Here is an 18,194-nt window from a genome sequence, read left to right as displayed (position 1 = left end):
ATGAAAACACAATATTATTTTAATATAATTGCTCTGCTTGCATCAATTTCTTTTATAGGCTGTAATGATTTCCTTGATGAAAGATCAGATTTGAAATTAGCAATTCCTGAAACTGTAGAAGCAAATCAAGCTTTGATAGACAATTATAATGTGATAAACTTTGATTTTGCTACAAGCGGTGAAACTAGTACTGATGATTTCTATTTGGCAGAAGACGATTATAATGGATTGATTTATGAGGAGCAAAAGCGCCTTTATATGTGGAAGTCTGATCATGTTTCGCCAACTATAGATGCTGGAAATGATTGGTTCTACTGTTATCAGGGAATTTACTATGCCAACTCTGTTTTATATAATCTTGAGAAATACAATTTAAACGGAAATGAGGCAAATAATGTAAGGGGACAAGCTTTGGCACTTCGTGCAAGTAGATATTTGGATGGGGCTCAGTTGTGGTGTCTTGCTTATGACAAGTCAACCTCTGAAGCAAAATTAGGTTTGCCATTAAGACTTGATCCAGACATGAATTATGTTTCAGAGCGATCAACATTAGAAGAGACCTATCAGCAAATTCTAAAAGATCTGCACGAGGCTGTAAACTATTTACCTGTAAATTCACTATCGGTTTCTAGAATGTCAAAACCGGCTGCATTAGGTCTGCTTTCTCGAACCTATTTGTTTATGGGTGACTATTCAAATTCATTAAAGTATGGACTGGAGGCAATATCTTATAAATCTTCATTAATGAATTATAATAATCTGGAGGTAAATAGTAATTATCCTATATCAAATATAAATGCAGAGATAATTTTCAGATCATCAATGAGGTACGAGACTCATTTACTTCCAGCAAAAATAAATTTAGAACTGTATAATACTTATAATGATAATGATTTACGCAGGAAAATTTTTTTTAGGAAAAGCAATACAGGTGAAATACTATTCAAAGGCAATTATAACGAATATGGCGGTTTATTTAATGGAATATCAACAAATGAATTGCTTTTAAATATTTCTGAATGCTATGCCCGTCTAGGAGATGCAAACTCAGGTATAAATTATCTTAATGATTTGTTGAAAACGAGATGGATTACTGGCAAATATATAACAATTACTGCAAATAATTCTCAGATTGCACTACAGAAGATTTTGGATGAAAGACGAAAAGAATTATTGATGCGTGGCCTCCGATGGTCCGACATTAAACGTCTAAATCGCGACGGTGCAGGAATTGTATTAACTCGAAATCTAATGGGAGAGACCCTTACTTTACCACCTAATGATTTACGCTATGCGATAGCAATTCCAGAGGAAGTTGTTAAATTAACGGGGATGAAACAGAATGAGAGATAAATGAAATATACCAAAATTTCTTAACATGTAGAATCTTCTCTTGGAGTATTTCTGAAAAGAGGTAATTAAAATTAAGAGGCTGTTTCAAATAGGTTTGAAACAGCCTCCTTTATTTAATTATAAACTCTTACGTGATTTGCTAATTGCAAGCACTTGAGAATTTGATAACCCTGAAATGTGGTCTGCTAGAGTAGTATCATCAGGAACTGCTATTTCACACGGTGCATTTCCATCTGTACATCCTCCTCCTCCAGAATCATCCCAATTACTAGGATTTCCGTAAGCGCCTGGAGTGGTATCGCTACTGGTATAAAAATAGGAAGTCATGTTCGTATTTGTTTTGCGGTCTTTTTGAAATGACTGAACCACAAACATCATCATAAAGACTACCATGATTGCAATTCCTATTTTTGAAATTTTATTTAGTTTCATAATAGTGGTCTTTTTTTAATAAAAAAGATTCCCTTAAAAACTCTTAGTTAAAATTATGTTAGGTATTCTGTCCTTAACTAACAGACTTTTTTATTAGGTGCTTAACGGTTCATCAACCTTTCTGTACCTTATAGCACACAGAAATTTACTGTTTGCATAGCTCATGGAATGCCCGGGCATTCAACATTTAGAAGCGTGCACACTTCTAATATTTTAAGTTGATTAACTCGCCTAGCTAATATGACTATACCAGCGAGGGCGGTAATCATCAGTTCGATATTGAATATATGATCTTACTTCCAACTCATTTTCTAAAAAAGTCGGTGCAGGTGTATGGCGGATTATTACTGTAAAAGATGCCCACTTTACTACATCCTGCAAAAACGGTCAGTACTTCGATAATCATCAATAACCTACGAAACTAGTAAGGTCAGCAGCACAACAAAATAATACTATTTGACTGTACTGTCAACTCGGTAAGGTGATGATCTTCTGTATCCTTCAATGCCAGATGCGTGAGCCAGCTGACTGCAAAAGTTTTTGAGACCTACAATTTTACTCATTGCATGATAGTAAAATAGTACTGCGGAGAAAAAGATAATGGGTAGTTAATATTTTTATCATATTTTTCACGACCTCCATTTTGATGATGTAAAATTGCGACATCCTTTTTTCAAACATATGTGGTTTTTAGGCAGAAGTATGTGTAATATTAACATTCTTATGTGTAATATTTACGTTTATATGTGTAAAATATCCGCATACATTCAATAAAATATCAGCAGAATCATGCTTCCAATGCAATGCGTGGGATACGGTTGAACGGGAAATGGTAAGTTTTGTGAAACAGACTATAGAGTTGATGGTAGCTTGAAAAACCATTTTTATAGGCAATTTCCTTATAACTCATCGTACTCAGTAAGAGATCTTCGAGCACAGGAATCATTTTGATTTTAAGATAATGATGATAGAAGGTGCTTTCAAAAAACGCCGTGCTGTCTTTTGAAATCTGACGGTAAGACAGGCTTTTGCTGCGCACAAAAGCCTCTACCGTCCCGTGCTCGTCAGTATCATATATTTCCATCATTTTCAGAAGGTACCGATACCGGTTATTTCCTATCGATGCGGGTGGCCGAGGGTAAACCGTTTGATGGGTCACAACGGAAATGGTATAATGGTGCTGCTCCTTAGTAACCACTCCTATAAAAATCTGAATTTCAGCTGATTTAATCCGCTGAACATGTATGGGCAGGAAAAAACGGTCTTTGGAAACCGAGCCGGCCACGCGTTGATAAGCTTCAGTAAGCAACTTCACAATCTCAGCGTACTCCCCGTGCGAGGTAAGCTCTTCTTCTGCGTCCAGATAGGTAAAGACAAATCCCTTAAAATAATATGCGGTTTGATGATCCAGAAAATGAATAGCCTGAAACAACCTGATATACTGCTTGATAATTTCTTTAGTTTGTGAAAAAACAGTCTCACTAGACAAATACTGTCGTTCCGATGAGACATCACAAAGTTGACAGTAGCGTTCTAATGCTTTTTTAAGATGCTTCTGTAAAAGATCAAGATGGTAAGTGTTCATGGTGATACGTTTATATCAGGAAGCTCCAGGTTGAATATCCGCAGTTCATTAAATAGGATATCCTTGTTCTTGTTCAGGAAAATTTGATAGCCTGCCCAAGGTAACTTTATCGGAACTGTTTCAGATCCCAAATAGAGTGTAGGCTTTCCAATTGCTTCAGCTTCTATTCCCAAAAGCCGGATCGTTCGCAATAGTTTGACGTCGCATTCTGCAAAGACAATTCCTCTATGACCTTGTTGCACAACTTGTAGTGCAAGTGCAATCAGCGTTTTAAAAATATGGAAACCTCTCTTGTCTGCTCCTTTGGATACAGCGAATCTGCCGATATGGTAAATGGGTGTTCCCGCATTGACTAGCGCTTCAACATTAATATTGAAAATTTTTTCTAGAGGTAAAATTTGGGTAGGTGTTTTTTGGAATATTCTGATGCTCCCACAAATGATATTATACGACATTGCAACGAAAATATGAGAGTTAAAATATTGTTTTTCTTCAGCACATAATATTTGCCTCGTAGAATTTATATCTTCAGCTGTTACAATTTCGCGATGATGAAGATGGTTTTCATTAATTATAAAATGAATTAATTCATGAATATTTTCAGGAGGCATTTTGTAATATTCTATATCTTTTTTCATATTGTCTCATAATTAGTGTTGTTTCGGTAAAAATATTATGATATTTTTAGATATTATCTACACTTTTGTGTAGATTTGATAAGTGAATGTAAATACTACACGACAGTGTAGCCAAGTTCAACAATATTCCCTCTTAATTATGGATGAAATACACAGGTTCTTTTCAAGAAAGAATACAGTAAATTATTTATCGGAAGCGGAGAATGCTCAAAGTGGTAATTATCTCGAAATCCTAAGGGCCGTCTGCAGACTTTCATATATGAGCATGTATGTAATCGATTATCAGCGGAAGGAGTTTGAATATGTGTCGGATAATCAGCTTTTTCTATGTAATCATACTCCTGCAGAAGTCATGGCGATGGGATATGCTTTTTACTTTAAATACGTCTCTGAGGAAGACTTGGAAATGCTCATCAGAATAAACGAGATAGGGTTTGATTTTTTTGACAGAACACCACTAGAAGACCGGAAAAATTACAGTATTTCTTATGATTTTATTTTACAGACAGGGAAAGAAAAAATTTTGATCAATCACAAATTAACCCCAATATTTATTACTTCCGAGGGTAAGATTTGGAAAGCTTTATGTGTAGTTTCTCTTTCTTCAAATGTTACCTCAGGAAATATTCTGCTTTCAAAGGCAGGTGAAGATTCATTTTGGGAGCTTGACTTAATCGGCGGGGTATGGAATAAAATGGATAAAAGTAGATTAACGGAACGGGAGCTGCAGATTATCCGCTTGCATGCACAAGGATTAACAATAAGCCAAATAGCAGATCGAATGTGTATCGCTGTCGATACCGTTAAATTTCATCGAAAAAAGCTTTTTGACAAATTGAACGTTAAAAATATAGGCGAAGCATTAGCTTATGTCAAAAACAACAAGCTACTTTAATATGGAATCCTTTCCATGTTATTCTTCCATAAGTAAAGACCTCAAATAGAACTCCGGAAATTTTTTATAAAACTTCCCTGTAGCTATTTTTACCAAAAGATGGGTACACATAGCGGCGACATACCATGATCCGATAGCCAGTTGGGGTGGCGGGAGAGCGAGGTCTTCAGTTCTGTAATGATTAATTACTTCTTCAAGCCATATCTGCGGATTCTGCCAAAAACGTTGGTAACTTGCAGCGTATTCTACCATGTCCACTTCATTAAAATTGCTGGACTTTTTAAGTAATTGAAGAGGTGGTCCCTTCGGTGAAAGAACAGTAACTAATCCTCCCCAACCGACATTATAAGGATGTATGACTGGAATCCCACTTTTAAGACATGATTCATCAAATAGCTGCGGTGCTTCATTAGTATAATCCAAAGCATTGATTCCGACATGATATGTCCCTGTTTCTGGTATATTGTCGCGACTTATAAACTGGTCTACAAACGTGATTTCCGCATTTGCGTTGATGCTTTTTAGTCTTTCGTAAAGAGCCATGGCTTTTGAAGTTCCTATGTGGTCTTCAGTGTAATTTTGTCTGTTGAGATTGGAGTCTTCGATGAGGTCACCATCAATAACGCATATTTTTTCAAAACCCGTGCGAAGTGCACATTCCGCGATATTACTTCCGATTCCACTTCCGGCAATAACGATCGAGAAATTTTTCAATTTTTGTTGCTCACAATTACTGAGGTAAATGCGGTTTCTTAAATAACGGTTCATTGTAAAAAGTTTGTCAAATCTACTTTTTTTGAATGTTCAGCTCCCTACACTTTCGTGTAGTTCTTTGGGCTTTTCGAGTTTCTTAATCTACAGTGTAGCAAATGAATTAATCATGGGCAATACATTTGGGTATAAATGAAATATCTATGGTTAAGTTCATTGCAAATCTCGAAAGTGAATTGGAAAGCAGATTACTATTTCTAAGTTTAGAATCTGATAAACCTCTAAAAAGAGCAGAAGAATCAATGCTGGAAATTAATAACGCATTAAAAAAACTTAAATCTTTTGTTTTACGCACTAAGTTTCCCTCAGACAGTGAAGAAATAGATTTCTTCAAAAACCGTAAACCCTTGATATTATCAAAATTAATATATCATAATGAAGTCTATAGAATCGAAACCCGCAAGCCAAGTGGAGGTGAAAAGATGATTCGAAAATACTATCAGACAGAACTCATTAAACTGAAAGAGTTCTTTGAAGAAAATGTCGATTTTTATGGGTATTACAGAACATGCAGTTCCTACCTCGATCATAAATATTTTATCCGTAAAAACCTCGACGTTAAGTTGAGTTTAGACTCTTTTGTTTTTGAATCAGATGCAAGATTCAGTACTTCTCACGATTATAAAGTCGCAAAAATCATTTCAAATGACCTTCTCGAAGTTTACCTCAATGATCAATTGCTGAAATTAAATAGGCAAGGGGAGGAGCAGTACCGAATATCCACGCCCAAAACAAGACTAGCCTGGACAGATAATAAAACTTCACTGATTGAATTAATTTATGCGTTGTACTGCAAAGGATCATTCAATAACGGTAATGCGGATATCAAGGAAATCAGTGCTTATTTTGAGGCGGTTTTCAATATAGAACTCGGTGATGTTTATCGGACATACCTTGAAATAAAAAATAGATCATCTCGTACAAAATTCTTAAATAATCTCCAGAGTTTGTTGAATAACAAAATGGATTCGCAGGATGAATAATTTATTTTTCTGACTTTAACACCCACCTTGTAGCAATTCAATAAACTCAATGTTTTTGGAAAAATTTTTATTGATTTTGTTGGAGCTTTCTGAAGTTCAAAGAAAAAAAATTGCTGATAATTCCTTTAACTCAGCTTTTTTTAAAATATCAATACCCAACTTGGGTACACCTTGAGGGTTTAATCCATCAATAATACCAAAATTTGTCAAAACAAATCAAAAGTAATATGGGTCACTGGCATTCTAAGCACAGTGAAGACTCTTAACCTTAGCTCAAAAATTATGGCATTAGAAGTATTAACCAAAGAAGATCTTCAGCAATTTAAAATTGAACTGCTCGAAAGTATTGAAAACTTGCTTCAGGGAAAGAAGACAGAAGAGAAATTATGGCTTCGAACTTCCGAAGTCAAAGAACTCCTGAACATATCTTCAGGAACCTTACAAAACCTGAGAATTAACGGAACCTTGTCGTACAGTAAAATAGGAGGGACGCTGTATTACAATTATAATGACATCCAGAAACTATTGATGGATTTTAAACATTAATTGTAAATCAGTAATTATGAAGCAGTCTAAAAATATCATCAGTTTTTTTGAACGTGTTATTGAGGATGACCGTTTAAATCCCTCTCATATCAGTATGTACGTTTCTCTTTTCCAGTTATGGAGTTTAAACCAGTTTCAAAATCCTTTTCGTATTTGCCGAGAAGAAGTAATGAAGTTAGGTAAAATCAAATCGATCGCTACTTATCATAAATGCATTAGAGAGCTTTACGAGGCAGGATTTATTATTTATTTGCCTAGTTATGATTCCTACAAAGGAAGTTTGATCGAAATTATTGATTTTGAAAGTGAACAAGCAGATAGAAATAGATTATTAAAAAATCGAAAATTATTATCAAATGTGGAGATTTCTTTTTCTGTACCGATGAAGTATGAAGTTGAATTATATTTTACCGAACGTGATTTAAGATCTACTGAAGCAGATCAATTTTATTCTTCATATCAATCTGCGAATTGGAAATTGAGTAATAATCAACCCATGAAATGCTGGCAAGCGGCTGCGAGGAATTGGATTTCTAACGTAAAAAAAGTTCAAAACTAGAACATTCATGATAATCAGATGAACTAATAACAAAAGAATATTAGCAATGAAAAGCATAGATCCTAAAACACTGATTTGGCAGTTAACCGTTGAAGAATTCTTAGAAGTTTCTAAAAATATCAATTCTTATAAAAAGTATGAGTACGGTTTGAAAGGATTGGCGAAGATTCTTGGATGCTCTGTGTCAAAGGCTTCGGAAGTAAAATCTTCAGGTATTTTAAATGAGGCCATTATCCAAAACGGAAATATCATCATCATTGATATAGAAAAAGCATTGGAACTTTTTGGAAAAAAATAAGCATGTATTATCTTGAACTCATTCAACGGTTTTGGCATTTTAATAAAGAAAATCAAGTAGGTTCGACGGCAATCTCAATGTATCTCTACCTTTTGAAAACTAGTAATGACACCAATCGTTATGATTTCAATATTTCGGATGTTGAAATTAGTAAGCAGTTAGGATTGACAAGGAAAACGGTAAAATGTACAAAAGAGAAACTAAGAAGTTTAGGTTTAATTCAATATCAAACTAAAAATGGTTCTCCTGGATCTTACAGATTAATTTTAGATTATCCTTTATTGATTACTCATACCAAAGTTTCGGAGAAGCGAGTAAAGGAAAGAAAGAATATTTCTCAAAAAACTGAACAATTGGAAATTCCATTGCAGGCTGGTTTACCGATTCAAGATACAAGTGAAAGTATTCCCAAAATTGTCAATGAAAAGATTACACCTCAGTTTTCAAAAGTATTAAGTCCAATTATCGATGATAAAAGTATTCCTACAATTGAAGAGTTCATTGAATATGCTCAAACATTAGAAAGTTATGATTCCCAATTAGATTTCAACATTAAAGAAAAATATGAAAATTGGGTAAATAATAACTGGAAAAATAGTTCAGACCGGCCGATCACCAATTGGAAGTCTTCGTTGAAAAGCACGTTGCCTTTTATGAAAAATAACACGATTAATACAATACAATCAATTCCCAATATAAAGCGCTCTAAGTTTTCAATTGATAACTAAAAAAATAAAATCGGTAATAGACTCCAAAACAAAACCTAAAAAACGATTATGAACATTCCAGAAAAGGATTTAAAATTAATCCGCAAGGAATTTGAAAAAAAAGAGGAGAGATTTCCCGACAGAATAAGACTGGGAAATAATTTCGTAGACGATTTCATTTTTGAAAATAGTGAGGCGGCAGATATTCCGATCAATGCACTACGGGTGATTTTCAATATCGTTTCAATTATTAGTAATGAGCAGTTTCGACCAGAAGACCGTCCGAAACAACTGACTTTATTCGATGAAGAATTTGAAACCGAAAACAACACTTTTGCTTCTATAAAAATTAGAAACAGTAAAATCTCGCCAAGTGGTTCTACAAAACAAGTCGTAGATGCGTATGAGTTTTTGACTAAATTCAAAATGAGCTGGTACAAATCGCTTAATTCGAAAGGCACAGAAATTAAAACTTTTGGCGGACTTATTTCTACGCCAAGTTATGATCAAAGAGGATTTACAACATTTTTAATCAGCAGTTATTGGTTGAAAAAGTTGATGGTTATTCCTGAATACAATTACATCCTTTACAATTTGGTGTACAACATCAAAAACAATAAACATATCATTTTTGCAATATGGCTTTCTAAATTACCTGAAAATGGAACGGTTTTAAAGCTTTCTACCTTGAATAAGAAGTTCAGATTGAATTATAAAATCGCCAACGATTTTTGCTTTAAGTTTTTAAAATCTGTGAGAGTCGCTCTTGATAAGTTCAATACTTTGTCTTTCAATTATAAATACAAAAGAGATCATATTTTCATCATTCCTTATCATACCAAAACGATTTTGGATGAAACTTTTTCCATAGACGCGCAAGATCGATCGGAAATTACCAGAAGATTAATTTATTTCAGGAAAAGGTATGGTTTACAGGAACATGAAATGCTTCAGTTTTCTCATCAATACAGGAATATTCCACAAACCAGAGCGTTAATCGACCAATCTTTCAAAGAGTTTATCAGAATAAATCGACGAAGAGGAGTTAAATCTACCAATTTTCAGGGAAAAATGTTTCTGAATGAAATTCAGGAAATTATAATTCAAAAGTACCGAAATACAAAAATGGGAGAGTTGATTCCGAATGGTTATCCAATTATTAGTTGAAATCGGTTTCGCACTCATTTCATTTCGGAATTGCACTCATTCAGAATTCGGAATTGCACTCGCTGAAGTTAAGGAAGTGTTAAAATAAAGTGAAATAGGAACGAGTTTTCGGAATTGCATTCGTTTCAAAATTTTAAAATCATTCTAACTATGGATAACGAAGTAAAATTACGACTAACCACAATTATTGCAGAAAAAAAAATATTTGTATTCGGAATTGCACTCATTCCAAAACAGGTGAGTTTTCGGATTTGTACTCATTTCAGTTTCGGATTTGCACTCATCTTTAATTCGGAATTGCACTCGTTTCAAATCATTGGTAAACAACTTGTCATAAGGTGTTTCAGGTATTCATTAAAAGTGTATTTAAAAGTAATTAAAAGTCTTTTTTTATTAAAAAGGAAAATGTGGATAAAAAATTTGCTTTAAAAAAGAAAAAAATGAATTGCGAAAAAATAAAAGAGAAAGTGAGTATAAGAATGGTTTTAGAATCATTCAATCTTTTTCCTGTAAAGGAAAACCAACGGACTGCATTTTATTTTGCACTGGATAGAGTAGAGGTAGTTCCTAGCTTTGCAGTTGATTTTACAAAAAATAAAGGATTTGATTTTGGCACAGGGAAAAATTATGATGTGATTTCGATTGTTCAACAAATGAATAAATGTTCCGTTTCTGATGCTTTGAAATACCTTTCTAGATTAGATTTTTCTGTTCAAAATGAAGTTGAAAATGAAGAAATTGATAAAAATAAAAGTTATCGAATTCTTAAAGTAAATGAAATTAAACATCCTGCATTAATTGAATATTTAAAATCCCGAAAAGTTTTTGAACAAAGTCATTTAGTTAAAGAAATTCATTATGAATTGAATGAGAAAAACTATTTCGGAATTGGTTTTTTCAACAATTCTAGCGGACTGGAAATCCGAAATAAATATTCTAAAATTTGTTTAGGGAAAAAGGATATTACTTTATTTGAAAATGAAAGAAATGAGAACACAGAAATTGTAGTTTTTGAAGGTTTTTTCGATTTTTTGACTTTCAAAAATTTGGAAAAGGAAAAAAGGTCAACTTCAGATTACCTGATTCTAAATTCTACAGCAATGCTTTTTAAAGTGGAAGAAACCTTGAAAAAATATGCTAAAATTTCTCTTTTCTTGGATAATGATGCGAATGGAATTGCAACTAAAGAGATTATCCAAAAAAAGTATAAAAATATAGAAGATTGTTCTTTGTTGTATTATAATTTTAAGGATTTGAATGAGTGGTTTTGCACAGAAAATTAAGTGAAAAACTACCTTTATAATTCGTTATATTTCAAAATGGCTTCTTCAAAATCATCTTTTATAAATTCCCAATGTTTTCCCTGAAGACAAATAGGATTGAAATCATCATCTGCAAGACTAAAATTGGTGAAATTTTCTAAAATCAATTCTTTGTCATGACTATATGGATAGCGTTGTAGATGGAGTTCCAGCATTTTGTTGATACTGCAAGAAGGAAGAACTTCATGCAAATCCCAAAAGTCTTTCTTTCTACCAACTCTTTGTACCACGTCAATTTTCATGGCAATGATTTCCTCTATTGTTGCAAAACGGATTTCATCTTCTATTTTTGCAGGTTGTATATAAGAATCGGTGTAATACAAATCCAGTTTAACCGTATTTTCTTTGTCAGTTCCTATGAAATAAGCTTTCCCCATTGCAGGTTCCAATTCAGAAAAAGTATCGATGTAAGCAAAATTACTTTTGAGAAAGAGATCAATTTTTTCAAAATCAATGCTTCCATATTGCAAATCGCTAAATAAATCAATATCCACCGAAATCCGGTGTCCCAATTGCAAACTTAAAGCTGTTCCGCCTACCAATCTGAAATTTTCAAAAACATCAGATTCCATAAGGATTTGAAGACTGTTTTTCAGTACATTATTTACTGTGTTATAATACAACATAGTACAGAATTAAGAAATTGGATGAAGTTGCATTGGCTTCGTCTTTTTGGAATGAAGTGCCGTATTGGTTTTAAGTTGACCATAAAAACGTGAAATTTCCGTCTTTTCTTCTTCGTTTCCACGTTCAAAAACACGATGGATAACCGCCTGATATTGCTTGTCCCAATCTATTTGATTAATATCTGTATCCCAAAATAAGGATTTTCGGAGAATAGAAAGATTAGGACTGTGGTTTTGTGCTTTTTCTTTTTCCTTCCGTATCTCATAATAACTCTGAAGAATAACAATTGTTCCTTCTTCCAGCTGCAATTCTTTTTCAATTTTTAAAGCTAAAGAAACAGGGATATTTCTTCTTCCTTTTGTTATCTCATTAAATGTTTGAGGATATTCGCCCACAGCTAAGGCAAAAGGTCTCTTTTTGAGCGAACGTTTTTGTAGTTCTCGCTCAAGAATAATTCCTGGATGGATGCCTTTGTATTTTATAAGCTGTGAATTCATATTACAAATATAAACAAATTTGTTTACATTTTATAAAAATAGATTTGATTTAAATATTCGCAGAAAAACATTTCTTATTATGTGTTTTTTGAAAATATTGCAGATAAATATGACCTGTTAAATCGCTTCTAACTGAGGTTTGGCTTTCTACTATTGCAAATGTAGGAAAGCATCATTCACTCAAAAAAATCTTTTTGGGTTTCTAAAAAAATTCTTTCCACAAGCTCCAATAATTTTTCCAGACACTCCTAAATCCTGCGGATAAAAAGATTTCAAGCCCGATTCAAAACTTGTATTCAATTACAGGAACTGAATCGGGTTTTGTGTGCCTGATACTTTCCTATAATCATCGGCAAAGAAAAAGCCGGAACCTCAGTTATACGAATCAATTCAATCGAAGACGCTCTTTTACATCAATGAAAATAATCAAATGAAACAACCATAAATAATGCTTTTCCAATTTGGAAAAAAAGTAAAAAAAAGAAAAAAGCCGAGTGTCCTCGAAACCAAATCAATTCACTCGAAAATTTAAAATTAACAACAAAATAATTATTAACAATTTAAATCGAAAATTATGAACATCATTGGAAGAATTACCAAAAATGCAGAAATCAACACATTGAAAAATGACAAGCAAGTCGTTAATTTCTCAGTAGCCATCAACGACAGCTACAAATCCAAACAAGGGGAACGTATAGAACAAACTACCTATTACAACTGTTCATATTGGATAAGCGCAAACGTGGCGAAAATCCTTACCAAAGGAACATTGGTGGAATTGACAGGCAGAGCAAGTTCTAATGCGTGGATTGGAAAAGACGGAGAAATCCGTTCTGGACTGAATTTCCATACTTCAAACATCAAATTGCACGGTGCTGGTAAAAAGTCGGAAGTAGAAGATAAACCATTTTCAAAATCGCAGAAAACCGTAGTTGTACAAGAAGAAACAGACGATGATTTACCTTTTTAATTTTCATTAATTGAACAGAAACAATCATTTAAAATTCAAAATTTTTAATCTAAAATTTAACGAAAATGCAAACCAATTTTTTCAGACAAATAGCCAAACTCAATCTCACAGGCGATTTACAAATCACATTTACCCAAACCACAGAAAATAATTATGTTGTTTCCGTACTGCTCAAAAACGAGCAGTGTGGAGACGAAGCGAGGAAAACCATTCCGCCCTTGAATTTACGAGGAACAGCCGAAGATTTGGATAACGGATTTTTTGAAAATATTTCCACACCATTACAAACCGCTTCGGGATTAATGGTAGATATGGAATCTTTTATGAAACAACTCGAAGAAGCCAAAAAGAAATCGGCAATGGAAAAGGAAAAATCCGATAAGGAGAAAAAAGAAAAGGAAACCAAAGAGAAGAAGTTTAAAGATGCTTTGCAAAAAGCCGAAGAACTTGAAAAAGAAGCGAAATATAAGGATGCGTGGTCTGCTCTTCCGAAAACATCGGAATATCCCGATTATGCCGAAAATATCCGCAAAAAACAGGATGAGTATGAAAGACATTTTGCACCAAGTCTTTTTACAGAAAGTCAACCTCAATCAACCGAAATTTAACTTTAAAAAAATCAAAGATTATGTTACTCGCAACACAATTAGAAAGAGTTTTTATACTCAAAGACCAAGAACAGGAAATCCGATTGACCGACCCCGAACCAAAATGGAGCGTAGAATCTGTAATGAATTTTTACGCCAATACATATCCAATCTTAACTACCGCCAAAGTTTCCGCACCACAAATAAAAGACGATGCAGTTGAGTACAAATTTGAGAGCGTAATGGGAATAAAAGGTTAAATCAAAAAATAAAATGATGAATTATGCAACGCAAAATCATATCGGGAATTATCAGCCTACCAGAACAGAAACGACAACGGCAATTGCACCGACAGTTAAACGAGTTCACACAATGGATGCAAAGACCAAAAGATGCAAACGAAGTGCAGAAAGACAAGCAGAAAGCCGTACCAATAGCGATGTTGCCAATGGTTTTCTAAAGTCCACCTTTCTGCCTAAACTAAAAACGGAACAATCCGTACAGGCTTATAAAGAAATAGTAAAAACGGAGAGGGATTTTTATCAATCCCTTTCCAAACTTACCGAGCATTACGGCATTGAACCGATGCAGACACAGATTCACGGCTATCCTTACAATATTGCTTTGGCGATGTGGGATATAGAAACCAAATTAGAACGCACCCATTTAAATTGGGATAGTTTACGATTGGTAAAGGACAATAAGAAAACATTTTTAGTAATTGAAGAACGGTATGATACAAGAACGACCTTGTATTATATTCCCATCATTCCCATCTTTAAAATGCTTAATAATCCGAAGCGCAAAAAGACCGCTCAATTATTGGTTTCGGTTTGCAGTTATCTGTATCACATTGCCGATATTCCGTATTACAGGCAAGAAAATAGCTATTTGTATTTGATGTATGAAATGATGACCGATTGGGTGGAACAGGATGATGAAATGGACGAAACAGAAAGCTACAAAAGTGAGTTAAGGCAAGCCGAACAAATTGGCGATAAGATAGAACAGAAACTATTCAATCGTATCAATTTACAACTATTTAAACAGCGTTTAAACAACTTTAAAAGCCTTGATGAATTTGACCAGGAATGTTGGCAGTTAGCTTGTAAAGTTTTTGAACTTTTTATGGAATATCGGACAACAAGTATTTTTAAAAATGCCCCCATTTCCGAACAAGACCCCGATAATGATGATTACGACAATGAAACCATTGGAATGGAAAAGTATATTTCATTTGTGGCAGATACCAAAGGTTGGTTATATGAAAGTCTTTCGGATAGCATTAATAATGAATTTAATGAGTATGGAGCAATGGCAGAACCTACCATTAGCAAATGCTTTGACGGAAGCGAAATAACCGCAACCAACCTTGATTTTGAGAACCGTTTGTTCCCTATATTGAACGATTTATGCGGTTTATTAAATGAATATAAAACAACAGTAAAATGAACAATTTAAACGACATTACCGAGAATTTCGGAACATTATATTATCCAAAATCTGCTTTGGTTTTCTATGAAACCAAAGGAATAAATACCGATATGTATGTGGAGCATTTTGATATGGACAAAAATGGAAATCCCATTAATGCACACCCCTTGACTGTAAAGGAAGCCAATGTATTGGCAAAGTCATTACAAACCGATGAAGAAAAGAGCAAAGCCTTTTTAAAGCCAAGGGGAATTTTACCGACCAATATTCTGCATATCAATCCGAGCGAAAAAGGCACGGTACTTTGGTTCACCAAAGCACAGCAAAGACAGCTGTATTTTGTAAATGGTTTAGTCATTCCGAACGAAAAAGCGCAAGTACCGCCAATGCTTTGGTTTGCCAATAAAAACAGTCTTTCAGTCTTTGCTTTGGCAAGCGATAGAAGACCAACAGAAAAAACGCTTTTGCATTATGCACCATTTTTCAATGTGTATGAAAACGGCAATGTATGTATGGGAACGGTAACTATTGATATTCAAAATTCGGCATCCGTGGAGGAATTTATACACGCTTGGGAAAACTATTTTTTCAACAGCTATTTCAGCCATTTATTGGGAAACTACAATCCGATAAAAGGGAATTGTGTAACCATTTGGAAAGAGCTAATTGGTACAGACAAAGCCTTCCCGAGAGAGGTATTGAAACCGAATAGCAAAACACTTGAAAATTTATTGTGATGGAAAACGAAAGAACAACTTTGGGTGAGCAAAGTCGAACCAAAGTACATTTTACAGACAGCGATTTAATTAATCCTACCAATCCGATTTTAGTAAACCTAATCGGTGCAGGTGGCACTGGTTCAAAAGTTTTAACCGCTTTAATGGAAACGAACCACAGTTTAATTGAATTGGGACACACAGGATTGCAAATTCGCCTTTGGGATGATGATATAGTTACCAATGCCAATTTAGGAAGACAGCGTTTTGCAGAATGTGAAATTGGATTGTACAAATCCGTTGCATTAATCAACAGAGCCAACCGATTTTCGGGGACAAATTGGAAAGCAGAAACGGTGAAATTTGAAAAAGACTGCTTAGGTAAATTGCCCGAAAATGCAGGAGCAAGTATTTATATTTCTTGTGTGGACAGCGTAAAAGCAAGGTTTGAGATTGCAGATATTTTAAAAATGTTGAATAATAGGAAAGCGTATTCTAATCGTCCACGTTATTGGTTAGATTTTGGGAATAGCCAACACACAGGACAGGTTTTATTATCTACAATTGGTAATATTCAACAATCTAATTCGGAGAAATTTGAAACGGTGGCAAATTTGCCTTTTGTTACCGATGAATTTGGAGAAATTTTAAAACAATCTGAAGAACAAGACGACACGCCAAGTTGTAGTTTGGCAGAAGCATTGGAAAAACAGGATTTGTTTATTAATTCGTCATTGGCACAGATGGGATGTTCTTTGCTTTGGAACTTGTTTCGCAACGGAATGACCAAAAACAGGGGGTTCTTTCTGAATTTGAAAAGTTTTCATTCACAACCTATAAAATTATAATCTTTGTCGCTTGATTGGTAAATCGGACGGCAAAAATGCAATTCCTCCCTTTGGTCGGAAACGCATTTTTGCAGAGAATATGGATGCAACCCCATTTCTAAAACATTGCTGGGCTTTGGCTTTTGTAATGTTTTGGAAAAGAGGTTGAGGAGTTTTAGTTTTCTTATTTTCTTTGTAATTCCTTATAACATTGAGTACAAGCAGGTCTATTAAAATTTGTATTATTTTTTTCTCCACACGAAATGCAGAAATTTTCTCTGTAAAAAGGATCTTGGTATAATGACCATGTTTTATAGCAATACAAACAAAGTGGTTTGTTTAAATCCAAATTTATTGTGGTTTTGCACCTTATACAACAACCATTTTTCTTAGCATCTCCATTACTTTCACTGCCTATCTTATATTCATACTGGGATTTTCTTTGATTTTTTATAGCACTGTTTACATACTTTGCGTTTTCAAAATCGGACAAATTTTTTTTAGGTACTTTTCCAAATTTAATGAGTTCATCTATCAGATTTAATTCTTGGTCGGAACCAACGTAGTTTTTACCAAACATTAATTTCTTTTCAAAAATTGGTCTTCTAACATAAATTGCGTAGCCATTAACTTCTAAAATATTGAAGCAGGCATTAACAGCAGAATTAAAAAATGAATTTTGAGAAATAGATATTATTTTCTTTTTGGAATGCGCTCCAAATTCAATGTTATAGTCGAAAGAATAATCAATTAAATTCATTGAAGTGACTACTGATTCATTTTCATTTCCATAATATTTTGCGTGAAGATTGGGAATATAGACAATAGAAATATTTTTGAATTGTGTAAAATATTCAAAATCTTCCTTTTTTAAACTCCTGTTTATGTTGTTTTCATTTTTCCCAAAACCGATAATAATATGAACATTTGAATTATTTAAATGAGTCTTGAAAATCTCCTTTTTAATGTAGTCCCCTAACTGAATAAATGGTGACAAAATGAGAAGATATTTTTCAGAATTATAGATTATATCATATATTTTATCATTCAATTCTTTTCCCGTTTTAAAATTCATGTGATGTTTTTTGGTTTTGAGTAGCCAATTTACGGAAATTATCAAAAATTCATGCGTATTTGGTTAAACTAAATATCAAAATCAGGTTGGCAAAAATGCAATTTCTCCCTTTGGTCGAAAACGCATTTTTGCAGGAAAGCGAAACAACCACATTTCTAAAAAGCAGGACTTTGCTGAGTGTGTTTTTAGAAAAGAGGTTGTAGTT

The 18,194-nt window shown here is 33.8% G+C and carries 22 protein-coding genes; 15 read left to right on the top strand and 7 right to left on the bottom strand.

Annotated elements, in window-relative coordinates; translation table 11 throughout:
- Window positions 1-1,353, top strand: a complete 1,353-nt coding sequence (locus Q73A0000_RS07270; RefSeq protein WP_193813392.1) for a RagB/SusD family nutrient uptake outer membrane protein — start codon at window positions 1-3, stop codon at window positions 1,351-1,353.
- A 117-nt stretch (window positions 1,354-1,470) separates the two neighbouring features.
- On the opposite strand, the gene Q73A0000_RS07265 is transcribed toward Q73A0000_RS07270, so the two are convergent.
- From Q73A0000_RS07265 to Q73A0000_RS07255, 3 genes are all read right to left on the bottom strand, one after another.
- Window positions 1,471-1,746, bottom strand: a complete 276-nt coding sequence (locus tag Q73A0000_RS07265) for a hypothetical protein (protein ID WP_193813391.1) — start codon at window positions 1,744-1,746, stop codon at window positions 1,471-1,473.
- Window positions 1,747-2,572: 826 nt separating this feature from the next.
- Window positions 2,573-3,370: a hypothetical protein gene (locus Q73A0000_RS07260; RefSeq protein WP_193813390.1), complete on the bottom strand. Its 798-nt coding sequence runs from the start codon at window positions 3,368-3,370 to the stop codon at window positions 2,573-2,575.
- Complete coding sequence (locus Q73A0000_RS07255) at window positions 3,367-4,008, bottom strand: N-acyl amino acid synthase FeeM domain-containing protein (RefSeq protein WP_193813389.1); 642 nt, start codon at window positions 4,006-4,008, stop codon at window positions 3,367-3,369. The genes Q73A0000_RS07260 and Q73A0000_RS07255 overlap by 4 nt, the downstream gene beginning before the upstream one ends.
- A gap of 139 nt (window positions 4,009-4,147) precedes the next feature.
- Here Q73A0000_RS07255 and Q73A0000_RS07250 point away from each other — a divergent pair, with 139 nt between their 5' ends.
- The gene (locus Q73A0000_RS07250; protein ID WP_193813388.1) at window positions 4,148-4,903 is read left to right on the top strand and encodes a helix-turn-helix transcriptional regulator; all 756 of its coding nucleotides are present in this window, start codon (window positions 4,148-4,150) and stop codon (window positions 4,901-4,903) included.
- An 18-nt stretch (window positions 4,904-4,921) separates the two neighbouring features.
- On the opposite strand, the gene Q73A0000_RS07245 is transcribed toward Q73A0000_RS07250, so the two are convergent.
- A complete protein-coding gene (locus Q73A0000_RS07245) occupies window positions 4,922-5,617 on the bottom strand; it encodes a ThiF family adenylyltransferase (RefSeq protein WP_317174286.1) in 696 nt (231 codons plus the stop codon).
- A 200-nt stretch (window positions 5,618-5,817) separates the two neighbouring features.
- On the opposite strand from Q73A0000_RS07245, the gene Q73A0000_RS07240 reads away from it, so the two are divergent.
- From Q73A0000_RS07240 to Q73A0000_RS07210, 7 genes are all read left to right on the top strand, one after another.
- Window positions 5,818-6,657, top strand: coding sequence for an RteC domain-containing protein (locus tag Q73A0000_RS07240; protein WP_193813386.1), 840 nt, complete (start codon window positions 5,818-5,820; stop codon window positions 6,655-6,657).
- Window positions 6,658-6,939: 282 nt separating this feature from the next.
- A complete protein-coding gene (locus Q73A0000_RS07235) occupies window positions 6,940-7,203 on the top strand; it encodes a helix-turn-helix domain-containing protein (protein WP_193813385.1) in 264 nt (87 codons plus the stop codon).
- A gap of 16 nt (window positions 7,204-7,219) precedes the next feature.
- On the top strand, window positions 7,220-7,762 hold the full coding sequence (locus Q73A0000_RS07230; RefSeq protein WP_193813384.1) for a hypothetical protein: 543 nt from the start codon (window positions 7,220-7,222) through the stop codon (window positions 7,760-7,762).
- A gap of 46 nt (window positions 7,763-7,808) precedes the next feature.
- Window positions 7,809-8,060 carry a DUF3853 family protein gene (locus tag Q73A0000_RS07225; RefSeq protein WP_193813383.1) on the top strand — a complete coding sequence of 84 codons (252 nt, stop codon included), beginning with the start codon at window positions 7,809-7,811 and terminating at the stop codon, window positions 8,058-8,060.
- A gap of 2 nt (window positions 8,061-8,062) precedes the next feature.
- Window positions 8,063-8,788, top strand: coding sequence for a hypothetical protein (locus tag Q73A0000_RS07220; protein WP_193813382.1), 726 nt, complete (start codon window positions 8,063-8,065; stop codon window positions 8,786-8,788).
- 48 nt (window positions 8,789-8,836) lie between these two features.
- Window positions 8,837-9,934 carry a hypothetical protein gene (locus Q73A0000_RS07215; RefSeq protein WP_193813381.1) on the top strand — a complete coding sequence of 366 codons (1,098 nt, stop codon included), beginning with the start codon at window positions 8,837-8,839 and terminating at the stop codon, window positions 9,932-9,934.
- Between the two features lie 440 nt (window positions 9,935-10,374).
- Complete coding sequence (locus Q73A0000_RS07210) at window positions 10,375-11,217, top strand: toprim domain-containing protein (RefSeq protein WP_193813380.1); 843 nt, start codon at window positions 10,375-10,377, stop codon at window positions 11,215-11,217.
- Between the two features lie 14 nt (window positions 11,218-11,231).
- Here the strand turns inward: Q73A0000_RS07210 and Q73A0000_RS07205 are convergent, their stop codons facing one another.
- Entirely contained in the window at window positions 11,232-11,882 is a 651-nt protein-coding gene (locus Q73A0000_RS07205; RefSeq protein WP_193813379.1) for a nucleotidyl transferase AbiEii/AbiGii toxin family protein, read from the bottom strand.
- A gap of 9 nt (window positions 11,883-11,891) precedes the next feature.
- Window positions 11,892-12,380, bottom strand: coding sequence for a transcriptional regulator (locus Q73A0000_RS07200; RefSeq protein ID WP_193813378.1), 489 nt, complete (start codon window positions 12,378-12,380; stop codon window positions 11,892-11,894).
- Between the two features lie 574 nt (window positions 12,381-12,954).
- Between Q73A0000_RS07200 and Q73A0000_RS07195 the strand changes: the two genes are divergently transcribed.
- From Q73A0000_RS07195 to Q73A0000_RS07170, 6 genes are all read left to right on the top strand, one after another.
- Window positions 12,955-13,350, top strand: a complete 396-nt coding sequence (locus tag Q73A0000_RS07195; RefSeq protein WP_193813377.1) for a single-stranded DNA-binding protein — start codon at window positions 12,955-12,957, stop codon at window positions 13,348-13,350.
- Between the two features lie 65 nt (window positions 13,351-13,415).
- Entirely contained in the window at window positions 13,416-13,958 is a 543-nt protein-coding gene (locus Q73A0000_RS07190; RefSeq protein WP_193813376.1) for a PRTRC system protein E, read from the top strand.
- 20 nt (window positions 13,959-13,978) lie between these two features.
- Window positions 13,979-14,197 carry a PRTRC system protein C gene (locus Q73A0000_RS07185; protein ID WP_193813375.1) on the top strand — a complete coding sequence of 73 codons (219 nt, stop codon included), beginning with the start codon at window positions 13,979-13,981 and terminating at the stop codon, window positions 14,195-14,197.
- Window positions 14,198-14,213: 16 nt separating this feature from the next.
- The gene (locus Q73A0000_RS07180) at window positions 14,214-15,389 is read left to right on the top strand and encodes a hypothetical protein (protein ID WP_193813677.1); all 1,176 of its coding nucleotides are present in this window, start codon (window positions 14,214-14,216) and stop codon (window positions 15,387-15,389) included.
- A complete protein-coding gene (locus Q73A0000_RS07175) occupies window positions 15,386-16,108 on the top strand; it encodes a PRTRC system protein B (protein WP_193813374.1) in 723 nt (240 codons plus the stop codon). Before Q73A0000_RS07180 ends, Q73A0000_RS07175 begins: the two co-directional genes overlap by 4 nt.
- A complete protein-coding gene (locus Q73A0000_RS07170) occupies window positions 16,108-16,935 on the top strand; it encodes a PRTRC system ThiF family protein (RefSeq protein ID WP_193813373.1) in 828 nt (275 codons plus the stop codon). The genes Q73A0000_RS07175 and Q73A0000_RS07170 overlap by 1 nt, the downstream gene beginning before the upstream one ends.
- A gap of 163 nt (window positions 16,936-17,098) precedes the next feature.
- Here the strand turns inward: Q73A0000_RS07170 and Q73A0000_RS07165 are convergent, their stop codons facing one another.
- Entirely contained in the window at window positions 17,099-17,989 is an 891-nt protein-coding gene (locus Q73A0000_RS07165) for a phospholipase D-like domain-containing protein (protein ID WP_193813372.1), read from the bottom strand.
- Window positions 17,990-18,194: the final 205 nt, after the last annotated feature.

This window comes from Kaistella flava (ex Peng et al. 2021), from assembly GCF_015191005.1.
Lineage (GTDB): Bacteria > Bacteroidota > Bacteroidia > Flavobacteriales > Weeksellaceae > Kaistella > Kaistella flava.
This window is presented reverse-complemented; position numbering and strand designations above follow the sequence as displayed.